The organism is Paenibacillus woosongensis (assembly GCF_009725165.1).
Classification (GTDB): Bacteria; Bacillota; Bacilli; order Paenibacillales; family Paenibacillaceae; genus Fontibacillus; species Fontibacillus woosongensis.
This window is the reverse complement of the sequence record NZ_WNZW01000002.1, coordinates 505815-532534: the sequence shown is the minus strand read 5'-3', so window position 1 is coordinate 532534 and position 26720 is coordinate 505815. Positions and strand designations below refer to the sequence as shown.

Genomic DNA, 26720 nt, shown 5'->3' with positions numbered 1-26720 from the left:
TATTTATCTCTCTATCTTAAATCCTTCATGGCTACGGCGTCCATATCACTGTAGATTTTGTTGTCGCCGGCCATGCCCCAGATGAACGTATAATTGCTCGTTCCCACACCGCTATGAATGGACCAGCTAGGAGAGATAACTGCCTCTTCGTTTCTCATCACGATATGACGGGTTTCTGTCGGTTCGCCCATCAGATGGATGACGACCGCATCTTCAGGAAGATCGAAGTACATATAAGCTTCCATCCGGCGCGGGTGAACGTGCGCTGGCATTGTGTTCCACATATTCCCTGTTTTAAGCTGCGTCATACCCATAACCAGCTGGGAGCTTTGAATACCGTCCGCATGGATAAAACGATGGATCGTCCGGTCGTTGGAGTTCTGAATTGAGCCAAGCGCGCTGGAGTCGGCTTCGCCGAGCGTCGTCTTCGCGGTTGGGAACTCTTTATGCGCAGGCGCTGAATTCAAATAGAATTTGGCCGGTTTGCTGGCATCTTTACTGCGGAAAATAACTTCTTTCGAGCCCATTCCAACATATAAGCAGTCTTTTGTATTGAGATCATACTCTGTGCCGTCGACGATAATTGTCCCAGGGCCGCCTACGTTGATGGCGCCAAGCTCGCGGCGTTCCAGGAAGAAGGACACGCCCAGCTCCTTCAGGTCGGTCTCCAGCTTCACATCTTGTTTCACAGGATAAGCGCCGCCGATAATCAGGCGATCCTCATGAGTCAGGACAAGCTCCAGCTTGTCGGCCGTAAATAGGGTCGGGATGTGGAATTCCTCCCGAAGCCGATCCGTGTCGAACTGCTTTACTTCATTGGGATGAGATGCATAACGTCTTTCCATTTTAAAAAAGCCTCCTCTTTTGGTTCACTTTAGTTTAAAATGTTCATATAGGTTCATATTAATCCGTTTGTGTTTAATTTGCAAGCTGTTTGGATCATTTGCCTAAAGAGAAGAAACAAAGTAATTCAGGTAAACTAGTGATCAGGAGGAAGTCAACTTATGAATCAGCATGAACAAAGAATGAACGAAATCGTACGGAAGGCGGCGGCCAAAGCGTGGAACCAGCCGCTATTAAGTAGCGGTTTATGGTTTCATGGCGATATTCGGGATAATTATTATTACGCATCTTATCTATTCGCGGCTGCCGTTAGCCCGAAGGAGGAGCCGGGGTTCGATCGTTCGGAGGGCAAGCAGCTGGCTGAAAAAGTGCTGCACCGGGTGCTCGAACTGCAGCAGAATGATCCGGACAGCCCGATGTACGGGCATTGGCCGCTTAATCTGCATCCGGTTCCCGAGCAAGCTGCGCCTCACGAGCTGCCCGTTGAATTGATGGGAAGCCTGATGGTTTATTTCTATCATAACTACGCCCGGCATATGAGCAGCAAGCTGGCGGAGAGCTTTGAAGCAGCATTAAGAAATGTATATGAGAGCAATTTTTATCGTAAGCCGCTTGAACATTACGGTCATCATGAAGCGAAATTCACTGCGGCCAAGCTGATTTTTGGCCAAAGGTACAATGATCAGGCTTTAGTTGAAGACGGGAGAAACTGTCTGCAGCGTACTTTTGAGCTTATACAGCGAGAAGGGATGGCAGAATACGGCTCGCTGCCGTGGTTTTGGCATTGGGTACAGGCGTTCACATGTGCTTTCGAGCTAATGGAGGATGAGGAAATTAAGGCGGAGCTGGCAGAAATGCTGGATCATCTATGGGAAGTAAGGGCGAGTTTATATTTAAAAGGCGCCTGGGTCGGCGCACATTCCCGCGGCTGGCCGCATGACGCGCCAAAGGATGCGAACGTTCTGCATGATTATGTGCAGTTCGGCAATTTCACGCTCCCGGAAAAGATGCCGCGAACGGAATATGCCGGTCTTCTGTTCCGTGCGGCTCCGGAGAGCGCCCTGCGTATTGCGCTGAATCGCAAGCAGCCTTCCGAAGTGTGCCGTTCGATCATAAAAACGGTCGAGGGTCAGAGGCGAGTGCTGCATTCTTATGCTTATATTACTGAACAGTTCGCGGCAGGAGGGTTATGGGAGAGGGTCAAGGAATTCGACAACGAGCAGCTGCGCTGGCTGTTTAGTTTGCCGGTGCGCCTCGGCGGCTTAGGCAATCAGCTGTACTTTTTCCATCCTGGGGAAGGATATGATGAATCCGGCCGCGATCCCCGCCATCAAAGCGAGTGGACGGAGGTGCTCTATTATCAAAATGTGGTTATGGCGCTATATCCGCTGCCGGAATCGGTTCGCGACGAAGTGATCGGCGTTATTCCCGAAGGGGAGTGGCTGCAGGAGCCAGATGCATTGTATGGTCAAGTGGAAGACACTTATTTCGCCGTATACTTGAGCGGGCCGTATGAAATACGCCGGCAGGACGGTTATCAGCTTGTCGTATGCCGCGGACGCAGGAGCGGAGTCGTGGTTGAAGCGGTGGGCGCTGCGGCGGCAAATGAACGCGGAATCTTTGATCTTGGGAAATTCGCCAGCGTGATGTCTCAGATTCAACCCCGATTTAAGATGGATAGAGATTTCCAGGTCGAATACACGGGGATGATCTGCGGCAAAGGGCTGAGTTTATATATAAAGGAAGGAGCAGGTTACGAAGCGTTGATTGACGGCCAGCCTGTCTGTTACGATCATTATCAATACAGTGCGCTGTAAACAGAAGGACGCGCCTCAATTATCATTGACGAGGCTGTTTCATTTTTATATAATGATTGGTAATCAAAATGGATATTCAAGAACTTTGAAGAGGAATAATAGTTTGAAATTCTGCCACCCAGAGAGCCGGTGCATGGTGCAAGCCGGTTGGAGAATGCAAATGAACTCGCCTCGGAGTTATGATGCAATGGGATTCTGCGCCTCGTTTGGCTGGTGCTTGCTATTCCGGAAACATCATCGTCTTGCCCGCGTTAAGGGTGCAAAGGGAGCGGATGGCAAAGCATGCCGGAAGCTAACTAGGGTGGTACCACGGGAATACTCCTCTCGTCCCTAGCGATGATACGCTATGGGTCGGGAGGTTTTTCTTTTGATGGCCTATCTGCTATTGGAAAATACGTCAATCGGCGTTTTTTATTCACTGAAGGGAGTTTAAGATCATGAGCAATAACAATCAATCTCACGATGTATACCGTGCCCAGGCGATTGAGCCGAAATGGCAGGCATACTGGGATGAGCACCAAACATTCAAAACAACAGAGGAGCCGGGCAAACCGAAATTTTATGCGCTGGATATGTTTCCCTATCCATCAGGGGCAGGCCTTCACGTAGGCCATCCTGAGGGATATACGGCGACGGATATCGTCTCGCGGTACAAGCGGATGCGCGGATATAACGTGCTTCACCCGATGGGCTGGGACGCATTCGGTCTGCCTGCGGAGCAGCATGCCCTTGATACGGGCGAGCATCCGCGCGACATTACGGTCAAGAACATCAACAACTTCCGGCGCCAGATTAAGTCGCTTGGCTTTTCCTACGACTGGGATCGGGAGATCAGTACGACGGATCCGGAATATTATAAATGGACGCAATGGATTTTTATCCAGCTCTATAAGAAAGGTCTCGCCTACGTGGCTGAGGTGCCTGTTAACTGGTGTCCGGCGCTCGGAACCGTCCTGGCTAATGAAGAGGTTATCGACGGCAAGAGCGAACGCGGGGGGCACCCTGTTATCCGCAAGCCGATGCGGCAATGGGTACTGAAGATTACCGAATACGCCGAGCGCCTGCTAGAAGATCTGGAGGAGCTCGATTGGTCGGAGAGCATCAAGGATATGCAGCGCAACTGGATCGGCAAGTCCGAAGGGGCTGAGGTCGTATTCCAAATCGAGGGAAGCGAAGAGACGCTGACGGTGTTCACGACACGTCCAGACACTTTGTTTGGAGCGAGCTATGCCGTGCTAGCGCCAGAGCATGAGCTGGTGGAGAAAATTACGACAGAAGCCCAGCGTGCTGCAGTGAATGACTACCGGGAGCAGGCTGCCCGCAAGAGCGATCTGGAGCGTACGGATTTGGCGAAAGAAAAAACCGGCGTCTTTACCGGAGCCTATGCGATCAATCCGGTGAGCGGCGAGAAACTGCCGGTATGGATTGCGGATTATGTGCTGGCCGGTTATGGAACAGGCGCGATTATGGCCGTTCCTGGACACGACGAGCGCGACTATGAATTCGCAAAGCAGTTCGGTCTGCCGATTATCGAGGTTGTGGAGGGCGGAAATATTGCGGAAGGAGCCTATACAGGGGATGGCGCGCATGTCAATTCCGATTTCCTGAACGGTCTGCGCAACGAAGAAGCGATTAAGAAGATGATCGCTTGGCTGGAGGAGAACGGTAAAGGCCGCGGGAAAGTAAGCTACCGCCTGCGCGATTGGCTGTTCAGCCGCCAGCGTTATTGGGGGGAGCCGATCCCGATCCTGCATCTCGAGGACGGCACGATGAAGCCGGTGCCGGAAGATCAACTGCCGGTGCTTCTGCCGGAGGTTGATCATATTGAGCCTTCCGGTACGGGAGAGTCACCGCTTGCTAACGTGACAGAGTGGGTAAATACAACAGATCCAGAGACGGGCCTTCCGGCGCGCCGCGAGACAAATACGATGCCGCAATGGGCAGGTAGCTGCTGGTATTATTTGCGGTACATTGATCCGCACAATGATAAGGAGCTGTGCTCCAAGGAGAAGCAGGAAGAGTGGCTGCCAGTTGATCTGTACATCGGGGGAGCCGAGCACGCGGTGCTTCATTTGCTCTACGCCCGTTTCTGGCACAAGGTTTTATATGACCTGGGTGTTGTGTCTACGAAAGAGCCGTTCCACAAGCTGGTTAACCAAGGAATGATCCTCGGTACGAACAACGAGAAGATGAGTAAGTCCCGCGGCAACGTCATCAACCCGGACGTGATCGTGAACGAATACGGTGCCGATACGCTGCGCGTCTATGAGATGTTCATGGGTCCGCTGGAGGCGACCAAGCCATGGAATACAAGCGGAGTAGAAGGAACGCATCGGTTCCTGTCCCGGATCTGGCGCCTGTTCGTCGCCGAGGATGGCAGCCTGAACGCGAAAATCAACGATGGCGAAGGCACGGATGATTTCAAACGCACTTGGCATAAGACGATCAAGAAAGTGACTGAAGATTTCGAGGCACTGCGCTTCAATACGGCGATCAGCCAGCTGATGATCTTCGTAAATGAGGCCTATAAAACCGATGTTATTCCGAAAGTCGCCGCGGCGAATTTCGTGCAAATGCTGTCCCCGCTGGCTCCGCATTTGGCGGAAGAGCTGTGGGAGCGCCTTGGCCATAACGAGAGCGTCACTTATGAGCCTTGGCCGGTATATGACGAGGCTTGGACGGTCGATTCCCAAGTGGAAATCGTCGTGCAGGTGAACGGCAAAATCGTGGACCGCACCAAAGTAGCCAAGGATCTTGATCAGGCAGCGATGCAGGAACACAGCATGGCTTTGCCGAACGTGAAACAGGCTATTGAAGGAAAGGCTGTTCGCAAAGTTATCGCAGTTCCGGGCAAGCTCGTCAATATCGTTGTCGGCTAGAGTATTTCAGGTCTGTCTGACTCTAAATCGCCATGGTCAGGGCTGACAGAACTGTTTGCAGCAGGTTTGACGGCGTCGAAAAGAGCGGCCAGCTTGGCCAGATCGGCCTCGTGCTTCCGCTGCGTCGCCTCAATCAGACTTAGGAATACGCCCTGAAGGCGCTCCTCCAATATAGCCAGTCCTTCGGCCGTCACGCCGCCGGGAACGGCAACGCGGCGCTGCAGTTGCTCTGCCGTCAGGCCGCCTTCCGTTAAGAGCCGGCCTGTACCGAGCAGCATTTCCGCGCTGAGCCTTAGCGCTTCCGGCATGTTGATACCGGTCATTTGCGCTGCGGCTTTGGCCCATTGCTGTACGATGAAGCTTACGAAGGCAGGACCGCAGCTTGATATGTCGGAGGCGATTCTCGTCTCCGACTCTTTAATTGGGGTCGGCCTGCTAATCGAGGACATGAGCTGCTCCAGCAGCAGCCGATCTTCCGGCTGAACCCGCTCCCCATAAATGCAGAGCGAGGCGCCGCTATGTACGGAATGAGTTATGCTGGGGATGATTTTGGCGATTTTGGCAGGGACCTGCTCTTCCAGCATGGAGATAAGCACAGGGCTTGTAATGGAGATGAGCAGTTGCGTCTCGAGAAGTACACTGCGAATTTCCGCGATAACCTCCGGGAAGTGATGGGGCTTTACGCAAATAAATACGATATCGCTTCCTAGGGCAGCCTCGGCATTGCTGGCCGCGACGTTAAGGCCGGGATGCCGCAAAGCCAGCATTTCCGCTTTGGTCTTGCTGCGGTTGCTGACATGCAGGTTATGCGGGTACAGTGCACCGGAACGAAGGAAAGCCTCAATGAGCAGGCTTCCCATCGATCCCGTTCCGATGAAAGCGACTTTCATCCTGTTTCCCCCTTTCGTGCTTAAGCACAAAAATATTCGTCGTTTATATATGTATGCATCTTGATGGGATCTTCATGACATTTTGGACAGATTCTTTTGAGATTGGAGCGATGAAATTGAAACGGGAGTACGTAATGACAGCGGTTGTATCAGCTGTGCTCGGGGCTGGTCTGATGCTGTTTGCCGTTGGCGGGAGCCGTCCTGCCGGCATTGAAGGCTGGGCACCGGTAAACCGCGAGGTTGCTGCCGCAATGGCCGGCGATAGCGGGCAAGGGGGAGCTTCGGCGGCTGCGGCACAAGCAGAAGCAGCCCCGGCTCAGGCCGCAGCAGTCCAGGGCAACCTGGCTGCGGGCAGAAGTGTTGCCGTGCGGGATTCGGCGGATAGCCTGAATCCTGGCCTGGATGGAGCCGGGCAGGCGGGCGTGCTGGAGCAAAGCACCGCCCCTGCCGTACCGCTAGCATCTGGCAGCAGCACGGCAGGGGCGGTGCCGCTGCAGCCGTCTGCCGAGCCTTCGCCGCAGGACGGGCTGGTGAGCATAAATACGGCGAACAGTTCGCAGCTTCAAACCGTTCCGGGCATTGGCGAGAAGAAGGCGCAGGCGATCATAGACTACCGGAATCAACACGGCTCTTTTAATTCCTTGAGTGATTTGAAGAAGGTGAAGGGCATCGGGGAGAAAGTGTTCCAGAAATTGAAGCCTTATATCAAACTGTAAGAGGAGAATTAAAGGATGAGTCCAGATACACGCAAAGATTGGGATACGTACTTTATGGATATCGCATATATGGTATCCACGAGATCGCGCTGCAACCGGCGGCATGTGGGCGCCGTGCTTGTCCAGGGGAAGAAGCTGCTCGGAACGGCCTATAACGGCGCCCCATCGGGAGTGCCTGACTGCTCGGAAGCGGGCTGCATGATCGCCGAGGAATACGAAATGGTGACGGTGGACGGTCAGGAACAGATGGTCAAGAAGCAGCGCTGCGTCCGCACGATCCATGCGGAACAGAACTTGCTGCTGTTCACGGACCGGATCGACCGGGAGGGCTCCAGCGTCTATGTGACCGACGAGCCGTGCTGGACGTGCGCCAACATGCTGGCGAACAGCGGGATCACGGAAATTATTTATCACCGTCCTTATCCGAAGGACACGGGCAAGGTTTCGGCGATGATGGCCCAGAAGGGGATTATCTTCCGGCGCTTGGAATCGTATCAGCCTCCGAAGGAAACGGATGGACGGGTTGAGGATTAGGATATAAGAGCATAAGGGCATAAGAGCATAAGAGATGAAGGAAGAACCTCGTCTGCTGCGGCAGATGGGGTTCTTTTTTTGTGCTGAGGAAGCTGCAAAGCTCGGATTAAATCTTCTTTAGAGAGGAGTTCGGTTGATGCGCCACAGGCCTTTAGTAATGGCGGTATGCAGTTGGATTGCCGGCAGCGCTCTGGCTTATTTGCACGAAGGTTCTGCCTTTTGGCTGTTTTGGTTGGGGACATGGCTTGTCTTGCCCTTGCTGGGCTTGATTTTCCGCTGCCCGTGGAAGAAGCTGCTTATTTACGGACTGATGTTCTCGCTTGGGGCTGCTTATTGGTCGTACCATGACGGGAGAAATGTGAGCAGGCTGTCCGAATGGTTGGCCGCGAGCAGCTTGGGTACGGCTGCTGTCTCTGAATCAGGACAAACACAGGTGCTGGTTCAGGGAGTGCTTCTGACTCCGGTGGAAGTGGATGGCGATCGCGCGGATTTTACGCTTCGCATGGATTCGGTATCCTTTACGGGTCAGCAATCAGGCGAGAGACCTGAGGAGGCGGGCGGAGAGAAGCTGATCGTGCAGCTGCGCCTGGCATCCATAGAGGAAGCTGCGGCCGCAAGCGGGTGGCGAAGAGGCCAGCGGCTTGAGCTGGAAGGCACATTGGAGAGGCCGAATGAGGCCCGTAATTTTGGCGGTTTCGACTATCGCGAGTATTTGCGGACGCAAAGGGTCCATTGGCTTCTCAAAGCGGCTGGCATTTCCTCCGTGAAGGTAGAAGCGGACGCCAAGATCAGCCCGCCTATGCTGCTCGGGAAGGTTGACGCTGCCCGAGGGATGCTTGGCGAACGCATCGAGCGACTGTTCCCGGACTGGCAGGCGGGTTATATGAAAGGACTATTGATCGGCCTGGCCAGCGAGCTGGAGCCCGAGAAATACGCGCAGTTCTCCCAGCTTGGCCTGACGCACATTCTGGCTATATCCGGCAGTCATGTCGCGATTAATGTAAGCTTGATTTTCGGAGTGCTCCGCCTGTGCCGGGTAACCAGAGAAAGTGCCTACCGTATCGTGTTCTTATTCATCCCCGTGTATGTGCTGATTACGGGGTTTTCCCCCTCCGTGATCCGCTCGGGATTAATGACGATGATCGGGATCTATTTATTGCGGCGCGGCTTCCTGAAGGACGGACTGAACGTCCTGTCCGCGGCCGCCCTATTGATGCTGCTATGGGAACCTTACTACATGCTGAACGTGAGCTTTCAGCTCTCTTTTATCGTGACGGCGGGGTTGATCGCATTCGTTCCCATGCTCATGCCCTATCTGCGGTGGCTGCCCGCCAAGGCCGCCGGAGCCGCCGCGATAACGGTCGCTGCGCAAATCGTTTCCTTTCCGCTGACTATTTATTATTTCAACCAATTTTCGCTTCTATCTTTGGCAGCTAATATGCTGCTTGTCCCGATCATCGGGATGATCGCTCTGCCCGGCGGCACGGCGGCCCTGCTGTTAAGCGCATTGTGGCTGCCTCTTGGGGAATGGATCGCTTATCCGGTCAGACTCCTGAACACGGCAACGTTCATCGTGACAGAATGGCTGAATGCGCGCAGCGGATTCATGACTTACTGGAAATCTCCTTCGTTAATGTGGATTGCCATATTCTATGCCGCTTGTTATTTGCTGCTGTACTTTAGGCACCGAAGCCGCATTGTTCGTCAGGCTGACTTGGAAGGAAGCGATGACACGCAGCCGCTCGATCCACTAGCGAAGCAGCGGGCTTGGAAAGGCCGCCGCGGCGGTAAGTGGCTAAACGTGGCCAAGCTCCGCCCTGAACAGCTGCTGCAAGGAGGGCTTGCTGGCTTGCTGCTCGTCCAATTATATTTAGGATATCAGCCTATGAATATGAAGGGCAAAGGACATGTCCAGTTTATCGATGTGGGACAAGGGGATTGCGCTTTGATTACTACGCCGGAAGGCCGGAATATTCTTGTGGACGGAGGAGGCACCGTTTCGTTCCGCAAACCAGAGGAGGCTTGGCGAAATCGTCGCGAGCCCTTTGAAGTAGGGACCAAGACCGTTGTTCCTTTGTTGAAAAAACGCGGGATCAACCGGCTGGATGCGGTCATTCTAACGCATGGCGATCAGGATCATGCTGGAGGCTTGCAGGCGGTGCTCGAACAGTTTCCGGTGGATGCGCTGCTGATCAATGGATCGCTTAGCGATTCAAGCACGATCGCCAAGCTGATGGATACGGCGCTTCATAAGGGAATACCGATTTATGCCGCCAGGCAAGGAATGGGCCTAAAGCTTGATGCAGCGACCGAGCTGCGGATTTTGTCACCCGAACCGGATGCATCGCCTCAGGGGCAGATTCTTTACAGTAAGAAGCAGAATCACGAATCGATCGTCTTTGTACTGCAGATGACTGGCGCGACGTTTCTGTTTACGGGAGACATGGACGAAGCGGCGGAGTATCGGGTTCTGGAGGAGCTTGCCGGGGAGACCCGAACTAGCATTCTAGCAAACAGTATACCTTCCACATTTATAGATGTAATGAAAATCGCCCATCACGGCAGTAAAACATCGACATCCGCAGAATGGCTCGAATACTGGCGTCCTGCCTCGGTCGTTATCTCCGCTGGAGCCTCCAACAGCTACGGCCACCCGCATCCGTCCGTCGTAGAACGGATCTCCTCTTCGGGCAGCCGGATTTACCGCACGGATCAACAGGGCGAGGTGCAAATGGAAGTGGAAAACGGCCGTATTCGCGTGCGGTACAAGTTGATTTCCCCGTGGTGACGGGCTTCGCTTTTTCTGGTATTCTTAGGTGAGATTCAGGCTTTATAGGATAACGTAAGACTTTACTACTAAAAATTTCTAACAAAAAATAGTAACAACATTGCAACATATCGCCTGTCGATATCGTCTGTAAGGTTGCAAGGAAGGGGGAGCCTTTGTGGTGGAGCAGGAACTCATCAGAGCCGCTCAAACGGGCGATCGCGACGCTCTAATCACCCTATTGCGAGAAATAGAAAATCAAGTATATCGCACGGCCTATTATATTTTAAATGATGAACAGGATGCGCATGACGCAGCCCAGGAAGCGCTGATCCGGATTTATACGAAAATCGACACTTATGAGGAAAAGGCCCAATTCAAAACCTGGGTGCAGCGGATTGTGACAAATATCTGCATCGACAAGTTTCGCAGAAAAAAACCAACGGTATCGATTGAAGAGCACGAGATCGTGTTCGAAGGCAAGGATAATGTCGAGCGTGAAGTGATGTCCGGTTATATTGCGCAGGATATCCGCAAAGCGATCGATCAGCTTCCCGAACATCATCGCTCCGTTGTGGTGCTGCGGTATTTGCAGGACTTTTCGTATAACGAAATCGCTGATAGTTTGAATTTGCCATTGAATACGGTGAAATCGTATTTATTCAGGGCAAGGCAGCAGCTTCAGCATTTACTCCAAGATTATCAGAAAGGTGGTGTATCAGGATGAAGTGCGCGGAGGTGGTGGAATGGATGCACCGGTATATCGACCATGATTTAAATGACGAGGAAACCTCTTTGCTATTCGAGCATATTCGTGAATGCAGTGATTGTGCCAAGGAATTTGAGCTTCTGAACGAGTTGTCGGCAAAACTCAGCGAGCTTCCGGATGTAGCCCCGCGCTTTAGCCTTGTTGACCGGATCATGCCGCAATTGGATGAGATTGACCGGGCCCGCCTTGAAGAGGGGAGTGCAGTGGAGGACGATGGCATCCTGGGATCGGTAGCCGCGTCGGCAGCGGCCAGTCCGAGCAGCTTGCGCAGCAGAAGCGATAGCAAGGCGGCGCAGCGCAGCCGCAGATTCCGGACGGGAATTTTCGGCACGGTTGCAGCGGCGGTCATATTGGGTATTTTCATTACGCAATATGAGCCGCGGACGATTCCCAACGCGGAATTATCGACGGCTAACGATAGCGCGGAATCTTTGAATCAACTGTTTTCAGGCGATCCGTTTGCGGCGCAGAGCTCGGAGGAAGCCGAGAACCAAGCTTCTCCAGAAAAGACCGAGAATCCAGATGCAGCTCAAAAAGCAAGCCCGGACAGTGCAGGAGACGCGGACTCTCTTACCGGCAACGGTCAGTCCCCTTCGCCAGGAGCTTCTGCTCCAGAGAAGAGAGCCAATTTGAAGCACGATGGGGAAAATAAGGATGCATCCTCCGGAAGCAACGCAGATGCAAATATGGGATTCGGGGGAGGGGCGGGTCTTCCGACAGCTGATTATTCGGGTGGCGCTGACAGTCGCTCAGTACAACATAACGGAGCAGCCGAGGAGAATCCGGACGAAGGAGCGCCGGCTGCGGGCAGTCCTGCGAACCATGGGGATGTGGCTGATCAGCGCATGGAAATGACTCCAATGGCACCTGACATGCAGGGATCTTCGCCAGAAGCTCCGGCTATTCCATACGGCATTGCTGCTATTCCGGAAGAATGGGGTTCTCCGGATGGAGCATACCAGGCTGTCCTAATGGGGAATCATCTGTCCATTTACCAGGTTAATGCTGAGGAGTACGTTCTCGTTAAGGAAGAACAGGTTAGCGGTACATGGCTTAAAGGCCAATGGTCCAGCGATGGCACGAAGTTTACCTATGAGACGGATGTGGACGGCAGCGTTGTAAAGCATACCGTACAGGTTAAAGCGGCGGCGGATGCGGAAAATTCTTCTCAAAATAAATAAGAGCAGCACGATTTGAAGAGATATGGAATAGGTTATAAATATAAGAGACATAAAGAGAATCAGCCTGAACGTCGTATGACCGCCGGCGGGAAAGTTTCTAGAGCTTTTCAGCCCGCGTTTATATAGATGCTTCGGGACAAAGGGACCTGTTCGCCTGCGGCGGAGGTCCCTTTGTTTGTCTGTGCCGGCGGAAGCGCCGCTGTATGTCCGGGGTTCGGCAAATGCGTTTGGACGAAACCTGGATTTCACAGTATCATAGTATTACGGTGCATAAATGGCAGGAGCGAATATAGAAGTACTGCCTGCCAGGGACTATTGGTGAGATGAGAGGGGAAGCCGAGTGGATATCAAAACGGCGATCAAGGATATAAAACAGGGGCGAGTCTCCCCTTTATATGTATGTTATGGGACGGAAAAATACCAAATCAACGAATTCATCGCTTTGCTTGAGAAGCATGTCGTCGATAAGGAGCAGCGCGATTTTGCTATGGCTGCTTTTGATTTGAGCGAAACGCCGATTGAAGCGGTCATTGAGGAGGCGGAGACTTTGCCGTTTCTGGTACCGAGGAAGCTGATCGTGGTCAAGGACGCTTCTGTGTTCACGGCGGGTAAGGACGGGGGCAAGGTGGAGCACAGGCTGGATTCTTTAACGGCATACATGGCGAATCCAGCCGAGCACAGCGTACTTGTCTTCGTCGTTCAAGGCGAGAAGCTCGATGAGCGCAAGAAGATCGTCAAGGCGATCAAGACGGCGGGTACGGTGCTCTCGTTTATGCCAATGGGCAGCGGAGAACTGGCGGCATGGGCGGTCAAGCAGGCGGAGAAACGAGGCTGCACCATGAGCCGGGAGGCGGCTGATGCGCTAATCGCCGCCAGCGGCGTGCAAATGGCTGCATTGGCCGTAGAGCTGGACAAGCTGTGTCTGTATGCGGGGAATGGCGGCGTTATCGATGAGTCCGCCATAGCGCAGCTGGTAGCGCGTACGACGGAGCAAAACGTATTCGCCATGGTGGAATGCATTGCGGGCCTTAAGCTCGAGCAGGCGCTGGACATCTTTTATGAGCTGCTGAAGCAGCGCGAGGAACCGATCAAAATCGCGGCGCTCATTGCCCGTCAATTTCGGATTATGCTGCAGGTAAAAGAACTCGGGCGGCAGAGTTATTCCCAGCAGCAAATGGCTTCGCAGCTGGGGCTCCATCCTTATGCGGTGAAAATCGCCGGCGAGCAGGCCCGGAGGTTTGAGACGGCCAAGCTGCGCCAGGTGTTGTCCGAGCTAGCGCAGCTGGATCACCAAATGAAGAGCGGGGGGATCGACAAGGTGCTCGGGATTGAGCTGTTTTTGCTGCGTCTGGGTGCATAATGAAGCAAATGTCGGGAACCATCTTATCTTATAAAGCATACCAAAAAGACCTGAACAGTGATGTTCAGGTCTTCTTGAGCTTAAGTTTATAAATAACGGCGCTTACGCTTGGGACGTAAGGGCGTTCAATTTTTTAGCCAAGCGGGATTTCTTGCGGGCAGCAGCGTTCTTGTGGATCAAGCCTTTAGTAACGGCTTTGTCCAATTTCTTAGCAGCTGCAGCGAAAGCTGTTTTAGCTACTTCTACTTCATTGTTGACCAGCGCAGTGTCGGCAGCTTTAACAGCAGTACGCAAAGCGGACTTTTGCGAAGCGTTCAGAGCACGGCGTTTGTCGTTAGTTTTTACGCGTTTGATAGCGGATTTAATGTTTGGCATTGCATTCACCTCCTGTAAAGCAAATATCATCCCAGATGATTCACAACTTAAAATATTTTATCACGCAGTAAGGCAAAATGCAATAAATTCATTGTAAAGAAAAGACCTGCATAATGTCTATCATCCTCCCGCACAATATAAGATGATAACGTAAAAGGGAGGTCTTCCTCAGATGAATCTGGATTTACGGAAATATTCGGTTCGTACGGATTTGGCAGTAGAGTCTAAAGAGCTCGCAGAGACGGTTCACGGCGGGCCGGTGACCGGGATTCATGAAGATGTTGAAGAGCAAAACGGGATTAAAATCACTCGTCTGGACGTGGAGGACGAGCGGGCTTCACGTCAAATCGGCCGGCTGGTCGGCCATTACGTTACCCTGGAGGTTCCCGGTCTGCGCAGTCATGACAGCGAGCTGCAGGAAAGGGTGTCCGCCGCTTTTGCCAAGGAATTCATTGCCTTTCTGAGTAAAATCGGTATCGGCCCCGGTGCTACGATCCTCATTGTCGGTCTGGGCAACTGGAACGTTACGCCCGACGCTCTCGGACCACTGGTTGTGGAGAATGTCATCGTGACCCGGCATTATTTCGAGCTGACGCCGGACCAGGTGGCCCCAGGGTACCGCGAGGTTAGTGCGATCGCTCCGGGTGTGCTGGGCATCACGGGAATTGAATCCAGCGAAATCGTACAAGGGATCGTCGACCGTACGAAACCCGACGTGATCATCGCCATAGATGCGCTGGCTTCCCGTTCCCTGGAGCGGGTCAACACGACGATTCAAATCGCCGATATCGGCATTCATCCGGGCTCGGGCATCGGCAATAAACGCAAAGGGCTGACGAAGGAAATTCTCGGCGTTCCCTGCATTGCGATTGGGGTTCCAACCGTATGCTATGCGTCGACGATCGTCAATAACGCGCTCGATATGATGATGTCCCATTTCAACGCAGAGAATGGAAGCGAACAGAGCAACACCAAACGGATCATGGGGCTGCTGACAGAGCTTAACGAAGGCGAGCGATTGGGATTAGTCAAAGAGGTGCTTGAACCATTGGGCCATGATCTTATTGTGACGCCAAAGGAAATTGATGAGTTTATCGAGGACATCGCCAACGTTATTGCCACCGGACTGAATATTTCCTTGCATCAGGCCGTAGACAAAGATAATGTCGCTGCACATACTCATTAAAAGCTGATACGCAGCAAAGAGAGATGCTTCATTTGGAAGACGGATCGAAATCCGCCCGTTCATGGGCGGATGGCCGGTTCCTTTCAAGTGGGGTTTTCTTTTGTGTCCGGTACTAATCCGATCCTATGAAGTTCGCAATCTAGCGGACTTTATTTTTTTGTGAGAGTAAGAGTTCTACTTGCCGGGATAGGTTCATAGATTTGGAATATAGAAAGTGGTTTCGGCTAAAGGAGGGCTTCACAAAATGAGATGGTTTAGAACTTGGAATGTCGGCCGAATGCGACATAATCTGATGCGCATGCTTGCTATGGGACAGACATTTCTGCTACTGTCGGTGTTGTCGGTCATTTTCTTCCTGCTGCTTGGCGTAGGGGGAATTGCGGAAAAACAGCTGAATACTTCTCCGGTCTCATCCATGAAAGGACTGGCTTCTTCCTTATCAAGCCGGTTCTTTATCAGTATGGTGGGCATGGAATTGCCTCATATGGTGCCAGAAAAAGAAATGAGCTCATTTTCGGGTAAACAGATGACGAATTTCGTAGTCCAGCTGCTGACGGATGTGAATCCGTCCGATCCCAAGAGTCTGGTAGCCCGCGAAGTGCCAGGCCTTGGCGCAGATAGTCCGATACTGCTGCGCACAGGATCGGGGAATAAGACGGTACAGGCACCGGAGGATTATCGGCCAGGGGCTGGCGCGGACGGGAGCGGTCCGGATCATCCCGAGGCAGATCACGGCCAGGAGCCCGATGTGGAGCCGGTTCAGCCGTCAGCCCCGGAAGCGGATGCTAAGGGGGAGGACGAGCCGCCGATTCAGCCGGGCCATAAAAATATCGTCATGGTCTATCATTCACACCCGCAGGAATCGTTTAACCCGGTTCTCGGCATAGATTCAACCAATCCGAGCTCATCTAAAGATATGATGAACGTGGGACTGGTCGGAGACGCACTGGCCAAAGCGCTGGAACGCAAGGGTGTGGCTACGCTCCATGCTTATGAGAATTACGCGGCAACCGTGCAAAATTACAGTTACAACTACTCTTATAAATACTCGAGGCAGACCGTGAAGGAAGCGATGTCCCAAAACGGGCAGCTGCAATATTTTATCGATATCCACCGGGATTCGCAGCGGCATGATAAAACGACGACGACGATCGACGGGGTGTCTTATGCGCAGGTTTATTTCATTATCGGACATGGGAACGAAAATTGGCGGGAAAATGAGGCTTTTGCCAGCTCGATCCACGAGCGTCTTGAGAGATCCTATCCCGGAATATCCAGGGGGATATGGGGCAAGACTTCTTCCCAAGGGAACGGGGAATACAATCAGTCGCTTTCGCCGCAAAGCGTACTAATCGAAATTGGCGGGATCGACAACACCCGGGAGGAACTGGAGCGAACCGCCGGAGTGCTGGCCGGGATCATCGCGGATATTTATTGGGAAGGCCAGGAAGCGGAGAAGGCCGGCTCGCTGACAAAGGGACAGCCGCCGCAGAAGGACGGGCAGAAGCAGGCCGCGTCGAAACATCCCGCGGGGTGAGAAATAGTAAGGGGGGATCTCATTGTCACGTACGACGAGAAAAGCATTGTTCTACGGATTACTGCTCGTAGCGGGCATAACGTTTGGCATGCAGCTGGCGGAGACGGGGACGAACCGCATATACAATCCTGTCTCTGCCGTAAGCGGCCGGCAGTATGACCAGGTTGATGAAGAAACCGGGCGGGTTCAGGCTGACCGGGAAGGGCTTTGGGAGAGGCGGCCCCAGGAAAATGAGCCACCAAGGGCGGCAGCTCCCCCCCTTGAAACCCCCGAGCGTCTGCAAACTCCGGACAGCCTGCTGCTGCCCGAGCCCGAGCAAGCGCCGGTAGACCGCTTCGCCGATAAGGCCGCGAATTTGCTGCAGCAGGTTTCTCAGCGAAGCATTTACTGGGTAGCCTCATTGTTTAATTCCGGCGATTAAATCATGAATATATCGGACAAACACCAATGCATGGGCAGGGATAAATTTGTTATAATGAAGTTATATTTGTTATTGAATTATATAACAAAGCGATTTCACTATAAGGGTGTATGTCCGGAGGTAGTATTCATTGAAGAAGGTAACGATGCAGCAAATCGCCGATCATCTCGGCGTATCCAAGTTTGTCGTCTCCAAAGCCTTGTCCGGCAAGGGAGGCGTTAACGAAATGACGAAGGAGCGGGTCATTCAGGCCGCGTCGCAGCTCGGTTATTTCAATCAAAAGAACGGCTATGTTAAGAACGTCAGGCCGACCATGGGAACGGCGGTCATTCCCCCGGGGAAGCAATCGGTACTCGTGCTGATGCCAAATATCCGCTCGCAGAACAAGGAATCCCTGTATTGGGGCAAAGTACTGGAAGGGATTTCGGACGAGCTTGAGGAACAGAACCTTGGCATGATCATCGTTTCCGAGCCGAGAACGGAAGTAATGATGAATATCATCAACCCTGAAGGCATTCTCGGGATGATTGGCGTAGGCCAAATCGCCACGAGCCTGCTGCTGGAAGTCCATCGCACCGGCTTGCCGATGGTGCTTGTCGACCATGAGGATAATTTGATTCCCGCGGATTCAATTTTTGCGAACAACGTCGATGGAACCTACCGGATGGCTAACCATCTGATTGGGCTTGGCCATCGGCAGCTGCATTTTCTCGGCAATTTGAATTTCTCCAGAAGCTTTCGCGACAGATGGATCGGTTTCCGCAGCGCATTGGAGGAGAATGGTCTTGATGTGCAGACGCATAATGACCCGATGCTATTTTTGGACAGCGTGGAGACCGGCGGATTCGGCCCGGGGCTGAAGGAATGGCTGCAGGCCAGAAAGCAGTCCAAGCCGGCGGCTTTGCCAACCGCATTGGTGTGTGCGAACGACTCGATTGCGCTGCATACCATTGGCATCCTAAGGGAGCTGGAAATTCGCGTGCCGGAGGATATTACCGTTACGGGCTTTGACAATATTGACGATGCCGCCCGTTTTGAGCCTGCGATTACGACGGTGAGTGTTCCGAAGGAGCAGCTTGGCAGCCGCGCGGTCACGAAGCTGCTGGATCGGCTGGCCGATTCGAACAGGGCGGTGGAGAAATGGCTTATTTCGGTAGAACTGCTGTACCGGCAATCAGCCTCGAAACCAGGAGCAGCAGCGCATGCATCAATTTGAACAGTAAGTTAGAGCCTGCAAGGGCTCGGGCAAAATAAAAAAAACCTCACCGCAGGGCGAGGTTTTTTTGCTGTTTATTAAGATGATAGAATTTATACGTTTTCAGCCATGAAACGAATATTGCGATCGATAAGCCCGATTCTTTGTTCGACGCATGCATAAGAACGAAGCGGGTCTTCCGGCGTATGCAGAGCGTAATCGACCAATTGCCCGACCGTGGTCGTAGCCACATGAATGCGTGTATCGGAGGAGGCATAGTAAATATACACTTCCCCGTTTTCACGGGCGATAACTCCATTACAAAATACGACGTTGGAGACGTCGCCGACCCGCTCTTCGCCATCCGGGGCAATCAGATGTCCGCCTGGGCTGTGAGTGATGCGGTACGGCTGTTGCAAATCGGTAACGAATGCGTACAGCACATATCTTAGTCCCGCTGCTGTATTTCGCACCCCGTGCGCAATATGGAGCCACCCGGCATCCGTGCGGATCGGGGCGGGTCCCTGGCCGTTCTTCACTTCTTTAATGGTATGATACTGCCGTTCATCGACGATAATTTCCTCATCGATGACAGCCTGCTCGATCGATGCAGACAGTCCCCAGCCGATCCCGCCGCCGGAGCCGGCGTCGATGAATCCATCCTGCGGCCGGGTATAGAAGGCATATTTGCCGTCGATGAACTCGGGATGCAGCACTACGTTGCGCTGCTGCGGCGATTTCGTCTTCAAATCCGCCAGACGCTCCCAGGTCACGAGGTCTTTCGTGCGGGCAATGCCGCATTGGGCGATCGCGCTGGACAAATCCCCTTTGGGCGCGTTCGGGTCTTTACGCTCCGTGCAGAACAGGCCGTATATCCAGCCGTCCTCGTGCTTCACGAGACGCATATCATAGACGTTGACATCGGGATCTTCGGTTTCCGGGAGGACGACTGGATGATCCCAGAACCGGAAGCCGTCTACACCGCTTTCGCTCTCGGCGACGGCGAAAAAGGACTTGCGGTCGACTCCCTCTACCCGGGCGACCAGATAAAATTTGCCGTTAAGCTCGATGGCTCCCGGGTTAAAAACGCCGTTAACGCCAAGCCTTTCCGCGAAAAACGGGTTCGTTTCCGGGTTGAAATCATATTTCCAAATCAGGGGCGCATGCTCGGCAGTAAGCACCGGATAGCGATAGCGGTCATAAATGCCGTTACCGAACGGAAGTTTCTCGTTGGGACGGGCGATCAGAGATTCATACTTCTTAGTTAATGCTGCTTTTCTTTCCGCAAATTGAATGTTCATACGAATTGCCTCCATTTTTTAAATTAGTGCATCCAAACGGGAGATCATTTCCAGGCAAGCTCTTCCGTTATGATAAGGGCATTTCCAGGCGCTCACTTTGGGTTCCGTCTTAATGGGAGTGCCATCCTGGTGTACGGCCCAGTGCCACTCGCCATGCGCGGGGTCGGAGATGAACCGGCGAATGAATTGCCAGGAATTTTGGGCTGCCGCCATGAATTTTTTGTCTCCGGTAAGCTGATAGGCATTATAGAAGCCGACCATGGCTTCCGCCTGCGGCCACCAATCCTTGTTGGTATCCGTCAGCCCTTGCTCATCGGCTTCATTCCATAGTCCGCCGTCTTGATCTACGCCTTCGGCAAGCGTCGCCTCGGCCATGGCGATGGCCGTTTGCTTGACTTGCTCCAGCAGGGCGTGGTCATGTTCCAGCACTTCTGCCGCTTCCATGAGCAGCCAGCTGCCTTCGATATCATGGCCGTAGGAAATATGCGTGCTTTTTACATTCCACTCTTCGTCGAAGAACAGGTGGAAATGCGCATTTTCCGCATTGACGATATGATCCAGCGTGACGTGGATCAGCTCCTTGAGCTTCCGTTCTAAAGTTTCTGATTTCCATACCCGGTACAGATTGGTGTAGGCCTCGAGCACGTGCAGATGGGTGTTCATCGATTTTTTCTCGTTCAGATCCTTGTTGCTTAAGGTCAGATCGTCGGTAACCTGCCAATCGCGGGCGAGAGCCTCGATATAGCCTTGATGGATGGAATCGTAGCTGTGCTTCTCCAGCAGCTCAAACAGCCGAATGGCCTGCTGCACTGGCTCGGGACGCCCTGAGGCCAGATGGTATTCCGACAGCGCGTAAATAACGAAGGCTTGGCCGTATACCTGTTTTTTGTCTTGAATCGGCTGGCCGGTGTAATCGACCATCCAGTACAGCCCCCCGAATTCGTGGTCTATGAATTTGTCCTGAAGATAACTGTACGCTCTGTCGGCGATGCGTAAGTATCCGGCATGCGGATAAACGCGATGGGCTGCCGAGAATGTCCAGAGGATGCGTGCATTCAGGACAAGGCTTTTTGCAGCCTGAGGGCGGATTGCTCCGGCATGATCCATTTCCCCGATGAATCCGCCATGATCCACATCTACAGTACGCTCCATCCAGAAGCGCAAAATGTTATTGTTCAGCTCGCCTTCGATTTCTTCCAGCCAGGCAGCTGCATCTACTTGCTTGTTCAATGCTTATTCCCCATTTCTTGTCTTGGAAATGTAATAATCGAAAATGACCGATTCGGCTTTTTTGCCATAAACGCAATAACCGTCATCCGCCGCCGCCTCATCACGCGAATAGAGCTTTGCTGGCCAATCCCACAGCATGAAGCCTCCGATCCACTCCCGACTGTCGCAGGCGCTGAACATTGCCTTATAGAATTTAACCTGCTCATCCTGATCTGCTGTACCGGCAAGCGTCCAGTCGTTAGGAATGGCGGCGGAGCCGCTGCGGCTCGGGCAGCCGGCTTCCATGAAGAAGAATGGTTTGCCGTATGCCTGAACGACCTTCTCGATGCGATTCAACTGATTCTCCCAATCATTTGCCGGATAGTAGCCGCTGGAGGAGATGATATCCAGCGCATCCCACCAACCAACGTTATCCTCTTGATATTTATCGCAATTATAGGTAATCAGTCTGGTGTATACTTTACGGACTTCGGCAATCAACTGCCGCCATTCGGCCTCCCGGCGATCCGCCTGCACCATTTCGCAGCCGATGCATAGCATTTCGCAGCCCGTATCCTCGGCAATCTTGGCAAAGTGAAGGATATAAGCGCTGTAAGAGCGGAACCAGTCCGACCATTTGGGCTCGCAAGGAACATCTTTATCAAAAAAATTGATATGCGCCCGCCAGGTACCGTCCGCGCAATTCACAATCGGCTTAAGGCATACGTTCAATCCTAAGCTTTTTGCTTCCCGGACGGCCCATGCTACTTCCTCATCCGTCACCGTAGGGGCGTCCCAATAAGGAATTTCGGTGGAATGAGCGGTAGCCTGGATGGCCGAGAAGGCAATGGCCGTCCAGTTTGCACCGGTTGCGGCAGCCATCTGTTCCATAGAATGCTTGGCTTCATCATTTGCCCATGTTCCGCGAACGCCCATGAATCCCCAGGTCATTCCGGCAATGTAATCCGGCTTGTTCATCGTATCAGCCTCTCTTTGTTAGTGAATGGTGGAACGTGAAAACCCATCATCTGAAAAGATAACAAAGTCATTTGTTAGATTTGTTATCATAAAATTTATGATGTTATATAACTAATTTATAGATGTTTTCGTTAAATAAATCAACCGCAAATTGTGGCAAAAATAAAAAAACCGCCCCGGGGGCGGATTTGATCAGTGTCAAGTGCTGGAAATCTCTCTGGCTTCGGCATCTATTTGTCTGGCCGATTGCCGGTATATAATATTGCCCTGAACCATAACGCGTCCGAACTTGCGGTGCGGGTTCTCGATTTTATCCATGATGAATTTCACGGCCGATTTGGCCATTTGCTCGATGTCGACCTCGACTGTTGTAAGCTGGGGCGAGGTTAAAGTGGCGTAAATGTCGTTATCGAAGCCGACGACGGAGCAGTCCTCCGGGATGCTGTAACCGTTCAGCTTCAGCTTGTCTACCAGCAGATAAGCGATTTGGTCGCAATTGCAGACGAAGGCGGTCGGCAGCGGGTCCGGAAGCGCAATGTCGATGAATTTTCCTTTATCGTCCCGATCGCTCAATATCAAGGAGTGATCCAGCTGCATTCCGTGCTCCAGCAAGGATTTATAGTAGCCAAGATAACGGTCCTGGATGCTGCTCGTCGAATAAATATTCCCGACATAGGCGATTCTGCGGTGACCGTTGCGGATCAAATAATTCGTCATCTCATAAGCCCCGTAGAAGTTGTCGGTTACAATGGAATCGATATCGGCATGCTCGTCATAGAAATCAAGAAATATTTTCGGCAGATTCATGTTTTGGACCGTCTCGATATATTTTTTACTGATTTGGCCAAGGACGATGATGCCGTCGACCTTTTTTTCGCTATAAACCCGGGGGAAATTCAGCAGCTCCTCATCCTCGTTGCTCAGAATATTTAGAATGCCAAAATATCCGTATTGATCCAGAAGCAGCGAAATTTGCTGATATACGCGCAAATAGAACGAGTGGGACATTCCGGTGAACCGTTCGGGGATAAGCACGCCGATATTTTTCGATAAACCGTCTTTAATGGATTTGGCCGCAGAGTTGTAACGGTAGCCCATTTCCCCGGCCAAAGCTTTGATCTTCTGCTTAAGCTCCTCGCTAACGCCTTCTTTATCGTTAAGTGCTTTGGATACCGTCACACTGCTGACACCGAGCTTATTTGCGATATCCCGCATTGTAATGTTGCTCTTCATGAAAATCACCTGCTTTCGCGTCATACTAAACCATAACTTTAATGCAACAGCCTACAGGTAGTATACATTTATATTTTTTAAAGATAAAGAAAAGTTTAAATAGACTTGCTAAATTAGCTAATCGATAACCTAATAATTTAATTTTATGCTAGAGTATGAAAGTTATCAGTATATTCCACAAAAGATTTCTGGAGAAAAAGTCGAAGGGACAAAAAACATTGCTATTTCAGTGAAGATAGGTGATCTAAGCACTATAGAGACAAAAAAAGCAAAATTAAATGATTGACGGGAAAGCGCATTCAGTATACCATCTGAATTGTAAGTTATCGATAACCTAATTTTATAGAGAGGGGTTGCAAGGGTGAAGAAGAGCAAATTGGTATTGGGGTTAATGGCTTTAATGCTCGTGCTTGGCATGCTGGCTGGCTGCAGCGGCAATGGCGGTGACGGGGAATCCGGCAGTGGAGCGAACGCTGGCGGCGGCTCGGCAGATGGAGGAGGCGCTGTTAAAGGCGAAATTACCGTAATCACGCAAAGAACAGATATTGTGGATACGGTTTTCAAGCAGTATGCTGCAGAATTCAACAAGGAATATCCCGATGTCAAGGTGAATTTCCAGGCTCTGTCGGATTATGAAGGGCAAATCACGGTGCGGATGAGCTCCGATGATTACGGGGATGTCCTTCTGCTGCCGACGAGCATTCCACTCGAGGATACGCCGCAGTTTTTTGAACCGCTTGGCGATTTGGAGGAAATGAGCAAGCAATACATCGGTCTTGAGGAAAGAGCGGTTGACGGCAAAGCGTACGGTATTCCGATTGCCGTTAACTTTTCCGGTGTCCTGTACAACAAGAAGGTGTTTGCAGACGCTGGCGTGACGGCGGCGCCCAGAACTCCGGATGAGTTCATGGCTGCTTTGAAAGCGATTAAAGAGAAGGGCGACGCGATCCCGCTGTATACGAACTACGCCGACGGCTGGCCGCTAACCCAATGGGAAGCCGTGCTTACGACCGTGGCGGGCGATGTGGATTACGTCAACGTAACTCAGCCGAACACGGATGATAACTTTGTGCCGGGACAGCCTCACTATGAGCTGTACAAAGTGATGTATGACGCGGTGGCGCAGGGCTTAATCGAGAAAGATCCGACGACGACGAACTGGGAAGCGTCCAAGTCCGATTTGGCTAACGGCAAAATCGGTGCGATGGTGCTTGGTTCATGGGCGATCGGACAAGTACAGGAGCTGGCGGCCAATCCGGACGATATTGCCTACATGCCGTTCCCGACGAATGCCAAAGAAGTTATTATGCCGCTTGCGGACGACTATACATTAGGGATCAGCAAGCACAGCAAAAACAAGGATGCGGCTAGAGCCTGGGTGGACTGGTTTATTCATAAATCAGGTTACCCCACTGTGGAGGGCGGAGGCATGAGCCCTGTCATCGGTGCGCCGCTGCCGGAAACGCTGAAGCAATTCGAAGGCACGGACATCAAATTCGAACTGCAGACTCCGGCGCAGCCGGGCCAGGAGGGCTGGGTCGACAAGATCGATAAAGACGCCGAGATCGGCCTTTGGCAGCCTGACTTCAAGAAACGGATTGTAGAAGCCGCCATTGGCAACCGCAAGGAATCTTATGATGACATCATGAAGGAGCTTAACGATGCATGGGTGAAATCCCGGGCAAAAGTAACGAAGTAAACGATCCGGACATCTTGCGGGTTGGAACCATTCGAAGAAAAACGCCTCTGCGCGTTTTTCTTCTCTATACCAAATCAAGACAGAGACAAGGCCTGGAGGTGTGAGTGGTGTTTGCAAACCTAAGCTACAAGACGCAAAGACGAATCATAATTATCGCTTTCTCGCTGATTCCGGTCGTCTTATTATTCACGTTTGCCTATCTCCCTGTATTCAACATGTTCAAATACAGCTTTACGAACTGGAACGGTTACAGTAAAAGCTTCGATTACGTCGGATTTGAAAATTATCAAACGATTTTTACGAATCCAAAGTATTTTTCCGTGTTCAAGGTCAGTCTCTACTATTTCGGAGCGACTTTCGTGCAGATGGGATTGGCTTTGTACTTTGCTACCATTCTTAGTTTCAATGTCCGCTTCAAAAATTTCTTTAAAGGGGTGCTGTTTTTCCCTTATCTGCTCAATGGGGTCGCCATCGGATTCATCTTTCTCGTCTTCTTTCGGCCGGACGGTACCTTGGATACGCTGCTTCAGGTTATCGGCCTTGGGCATTTATCACAGGGCTGGCTTTTGAATCCGAACATCATTAACATTTCGCTTGCAGGCGCGTCCTTGTGGAGGTATATGGGCTTCAACTTCATTATTTTCCTTGGAGCGATTTCTTCCATCGGCAAGGACATTTATGAGGCTGCTGACATTGACGGCGCAAATCGCTGGCATCAATTCAGGCATATCATTCTGCCCAGCATTAAGCGGATTTTGCAGCTCAACTTAATTTTGGCTATTAGCGGTGCGATCAGCGCCTTCGATATACCATATATTATGACCGGGGGCTCCAACGGAAGTAATACCTTTGTTATTCAAACGGTTGACGTTGCATTTAAATACAGCAAGCTAGGCCTTGCTTCGGCCATGGCTGTCGTGCTGCTTATCATCGTCATTCTCGTGACGCTGCTTCAGCGGGTTCTGATTAAGGGGGATGATTGATCGTGTACAGACTCAAATATGCGGCAGGCAGTACGTTCAAATATATTACGCTCATTCTAGGCACCTTTGCGGCCCTCATTCCGATCATTGTCGTATTTTTCTCATCCTTAAAAACAAATGCCGAATATGGTGCGACCAGTCCGCTCGATCCGCCGCAAAACTGGATGAACTTCTCGAATTATACGAAAGCTTTCGTCGATGGGAAAATGCTGCTCGGCTTTGGCAATACGCTTTTTATTCTCGCCATTTCCATTATAGGAGCCACGCTGATCGGATCGATGATCGCTTATGTGCTTAGCCGCTTCAAATTCCGGGGCAGCAAGCTGCTTATGGGGGCCTTCCTCCTGGCTACGCTGATTCCCAGCGTTACGACACAGGTGGCTACGTTCCGTATTATCGATACGCTTGATATGGTCAATACCCGCTTTGCGCCGATCATTCTCTATTTGGGAACGGATATTATCGCGGTTTATATTTTTCTGCAGTTTCTGGATTCCATCTCGGAATCTCTGGATGAATCGGCGATGCTGGACGGTGCCTCCTATATTACGATTTTTTTCAAAATCGTGTTACCGCTGCTTGCTCCTGCGATCGTGACGGTCATCATTGTCAAGGGCGTTAACATTTACAATGATTTCTATACGCCGTTTCTCTACATGCCGGGCGAGAATCTGCAAGTGATATCGACCGCCTTGTTCAAATTCAAAGGGCCCTATGGTTCGCAATGGGAAGTCATCTGCGCGGCGATCATGATTACGATCATTCCTATTCTGGTCGCATTCATTGCACTGCAGAAATATATCTATAACGGCTTTGCGCAGGGTTCCGTGAAATAATTCATTGATGA

The 26720-nt window shown here is 51.9% G+C and carries 22 protein-coding genes and 1 other annotated feature; of the genes, 15 read left to right on the top strand and 7 right to left on the bottom strand.

Translation table 11 applies throughout. From position 1 onward, the window contains the following. Positions 1-11: 11 nt before the first annotated feature. Entirely contained in the window at positions 12-845 is an 834-nt protein-coding gene (gene kduI / locus GNP95_RS08940) for a 5-dehydro-4-deoxy-D-glucuronate isomerase (protein ID WP_155610481.1), read from the bottom strand. Positions 846-1004: 159 nt separating this feature from the next. On the opposite strand from kduI, the gene GNP95_RS08935 reads away from it, so the two are divergent. Both GNP95_RS08935 and leuS read left to right on the top strand, forming a co-directional pair. Continuing rightward, entirely contained in the window at positions 1005-2660 is a 1656-nt protein-coding gene (locus tag GNP95_RS08935; protein WP_155610480.1) for a hypothetical protein, read from the top strand. Positions 2661-2736: 76 nt separating this feature from the next. Further along, positions 2737-2995 (top strand) — a binding site (T-box leader). 102 nt (positions 2996-3097) lie between these two features. After that, positions 3098-5539 carry a leucine--tRNA ligase gene (gene leuS, locus GNP95_RS08930; RefSeq protein WP_155610479.1) on the top strand — a complete coding sequence of 814 codons (2442 nt, stop codon included), beginning with the start codon at positions 3098-3100 and terminating at the stop codon, positions 5537-5539. On the opposite strand, the gene comER is transcribed toward leuS, so the two are convergent. After that, the gene (comER, locus tag GNP95_RS08925; protein ID WP_155610478.1) at positions 5536-6429 is read right to left on the bottom strand and encodes a late competence protein ComER; all 894 of its coding nucleotides are present in this window, start codon (positions 6427-6429) and stop codon (positions 5536-5538) included. The genes leuS and comER overlap by 4 nt on opposite strands. A 74-nt stretch (positions 6430-6503) precedes the next feature. Here comER and GNP95_RS08920 point away from each other — a divergent pair, with 74 nt between their 5' ends. From GNP95_RS08920 to holA, 6 genes are all read left to right on the top strand, one after another. After that, a complete protein-coding gene (locus tag GNP95_RS08920) occupies positions 6504-7145 on the top strand; it encodes a ComEA family DNA-binding protein (RefSeq protein ID WP_196427113.1) in 642 nt (213 codons plus the stop codon). A 15-nt stretch (positions 7146-7160) separates the two neighbouring features. Next, positions 7161-7679, top strand: coding sequence for a deoxycytidylate deaminase (locus GNP95_RS08915; RefSeq protein ID WP_155610476.1), 519 nt, complete (start codon positions 7161-7163; stop codon positions 7677-7679). A 136-nt stretch (positions 7680-7815) separates the two neighbouring features. After that, positions 7816-10467, top strand: coding sequence for a ComEC/Rec2 family competence protein (locus GNP95_RS08910; RefSeq protein WP_155610475.1), 2652 nt, complete (start codon positions 7816-7818; stop codon positions 10465-10467). Positions 10468-10624: 157 nt separating this feature from the next. Beyond that, positions 10625-11173: a sigma-70 family RNA polymerase sigma factor gene (locus GNP95_RS08905; RefSeq protein ID WP_330163323.1), complete on the top strand. Its 549-nt coding sequence runs from the start codon at positions 10625-10627 to the stop codon at positions 11171-11173. Beyond that, positions 11170-12396 carry an anti-sigma factor family protein gene (locus GNP95_RS08900; RefSeq protein WP_155610474.1) on the top strand — a complete coding sequence of 409 codons (1227 nt, stop codon included), beginning with the start codon at positions 11170-11172 and terminating at the stop codon, positions 12394-12396. The genes GNP95_RS08905 and GNP95_RS08900 overlap by 4 nt, the downstream gene beginning before the upstream one ends. 340 nt (positions 12397-12736) lie before the next feature. Further along, positions 12737-13756: a DNA polymerase III subunit delta gene (gene holA / locus GNP95_RS08895; protein ID WP_330163322.1), complete on the top strand. Its 1020-nt coding sequence runs from the start codon at positions 12737-12739 to the stop codon at positions 13754-13756. Between the two features lie 102 nt (positions 13757-13858). On the opposite strand, the gene rpsT is transcribed toward holA, so the two are convergent. Beyond that, the gene (gene rpsT, locus GNP95_RS08890; RefSeq protein ID WP_155610473.1) at positions 13859-14131 is read right to left on the bottom strand and encodes a 30S ribosomal protein S20; all 273 of its coding nucleotides are present in this window, start codon (positions 14129-14131) and stop codon (positions 13859-13861) included. A 172-nt stretch (positions 14132-14303) separates the two neighbouring features. On the opposite strand from rpsT, the gene gpr reads away from it, so the two are divergent. The 4 genes from gpr (at position 14304) to GNP95_RS08870 (ending at position 18491) form a co-directional block, all read left to right on the top strand. Beyond that, positions 14304-15317 carry a GPR endopeptidase gene (gene gpr / locus GNP95_RS08885; RefSeq protein WP_155610472.1) on the top strand — a complete coding sequence of 338 codons (1014 nt, stop codon included), beginning with the start codon at positions 14304-14306 and terminating at the stop codon, positions 15315-15317. Between the two features lie 244 nt (positions 15318-15561). After that, positions 15562-16854: a stage II sporulation protein P gene (locus tag GNP95_RS08880; protein ID WP_155610471.1), complete on the top strand. Its 1293-nt coding sequence runs from the start codon at positions 15562-15564 to the stop codon at positions 16852-16854. Positions 16855-16876: 22 nt separating this feature from the next. Next, positions 16877-17275 (top strand): hypothetical protein, encoded by a 399-nt coding sequence (locus GNP95_RS08875; protein WP_155610470.1) that lies wholly within the window; start codon positions 16877-16879, stop codon positions 17273-17275. A gap of 130 nt (positions 17276-17405) precedes the next feature. Further along, positions 17406-18491, top strand: coding sequence for a LacI family DNA-binding transcriptional regulator (locus tag GNP95_RS08870; protein ID WP_196427112.1), 1086 nt, complete (start codon positions 17406-17408; stop codon positions 18489-18491). A 92-nt stretch (positions 18492-18583) separates the two neighbouring features. Here GNP95_RS08870 and GNP95_RS08865 read toward each other — a convergent pair whose 3' ends face one another. The 4 genes from GNP95_RS08865 to GNP95_RS08850 form a co-directional block, all read right to left on the bottom strand. After that, the gene (locus tag GNP95_RS08865; protein WP_155610469.1) at positions 18584-19771 is read right to left on the bottom strand and encodes a glycoside hydrolase family 130 protein; all 1188 of its coding nucleotides are present in this window, start codon (positions 19769-19771) and stop codon (positions 18584-18586) included. An 18-nt stretch (positions 19772-19789) separates the two neighbouring features. Then, on the bottom strand, positions 19790-21001 hold the full coding sequence (locus GNP95_RS08860; RefSeq protein ID WP_155610468.1) for an AGE family epimerase/isomerase: 1212 nt from the start codon (positions 20999-21001) through the stop codon (positions 19790-19792). A 3-nt stretch (positions 21002-21004) separates the two neighbouring features. After that, positions 21005-21958 (bottom strand): glycoside hydrolase family 113, encoded by a 954-nt coding sequence (locus GNP95_RS08855; protein WP_155610467.1) that lies wholly within the window; start codon positions 21956-21958, stop codon positions 21005-21007. 198 nt (positions 21959-22156) lie between these two features. After that, positions 22157-23191 carry a substrate-binding domain-containing protein gene (locus GNP95_RS08850; RefSeq protein ID WP_155610466.1) on the bottom strand — a complete coding sequence of 345 codons (1035 nt, stop codon included), beginning with the start codon at positions 23189-23191 and terminating at the stop codon, positions 22157-22159. A 361-nt stretch (positions 23192-23552) separates the two neighbouring features. On the opposite strand from GNP95_RS08850, the gene GNP95_RS08845 reads away from it, so the two are divergent. The 3 genes from GNP95_RS08845 to GNP95_RS08835 all read left to right on the top strand — a co-directional run bounded on the left by GNP95_RS08845 (position 23553) and on the right by GNP95_RS08835 (position 26709). Next, complete coding sequence (locus tag GNP95_RS08845) at positions 23553-24890, top strand: ABC transporter substrate-binding protein (protein ID WP_330163321.1); 1338 nt, start codon at positions 23553-23555, stop codon at positions 24888-24890. 107 nt (positions 24891-24997) lie between these two features. Then, a complete protein-coding gene (locus tag GNP95_RS08840) occupies positions 24998-25873 on the top strand; it encodes a carbohydrate ABC transporter permease (protein WP_283925242.1) in 876 nt (291 codons plus the stop codon). A 2-nt stretch (positions 25874-25875) separates the two neighbouring features. Next, complete coding sequence (locus GNP95_RS08835; RefSeq protein WP_330163320.1) at positions 25876-26709, top strand: carbohydrate ABC transporter permease; 834 nt, start codon at positions 25876-25878, stop codon at positions 26707-26709. The last annotated feature ends 11 nt before the right edge of the window (positions 26710-26720 follow it).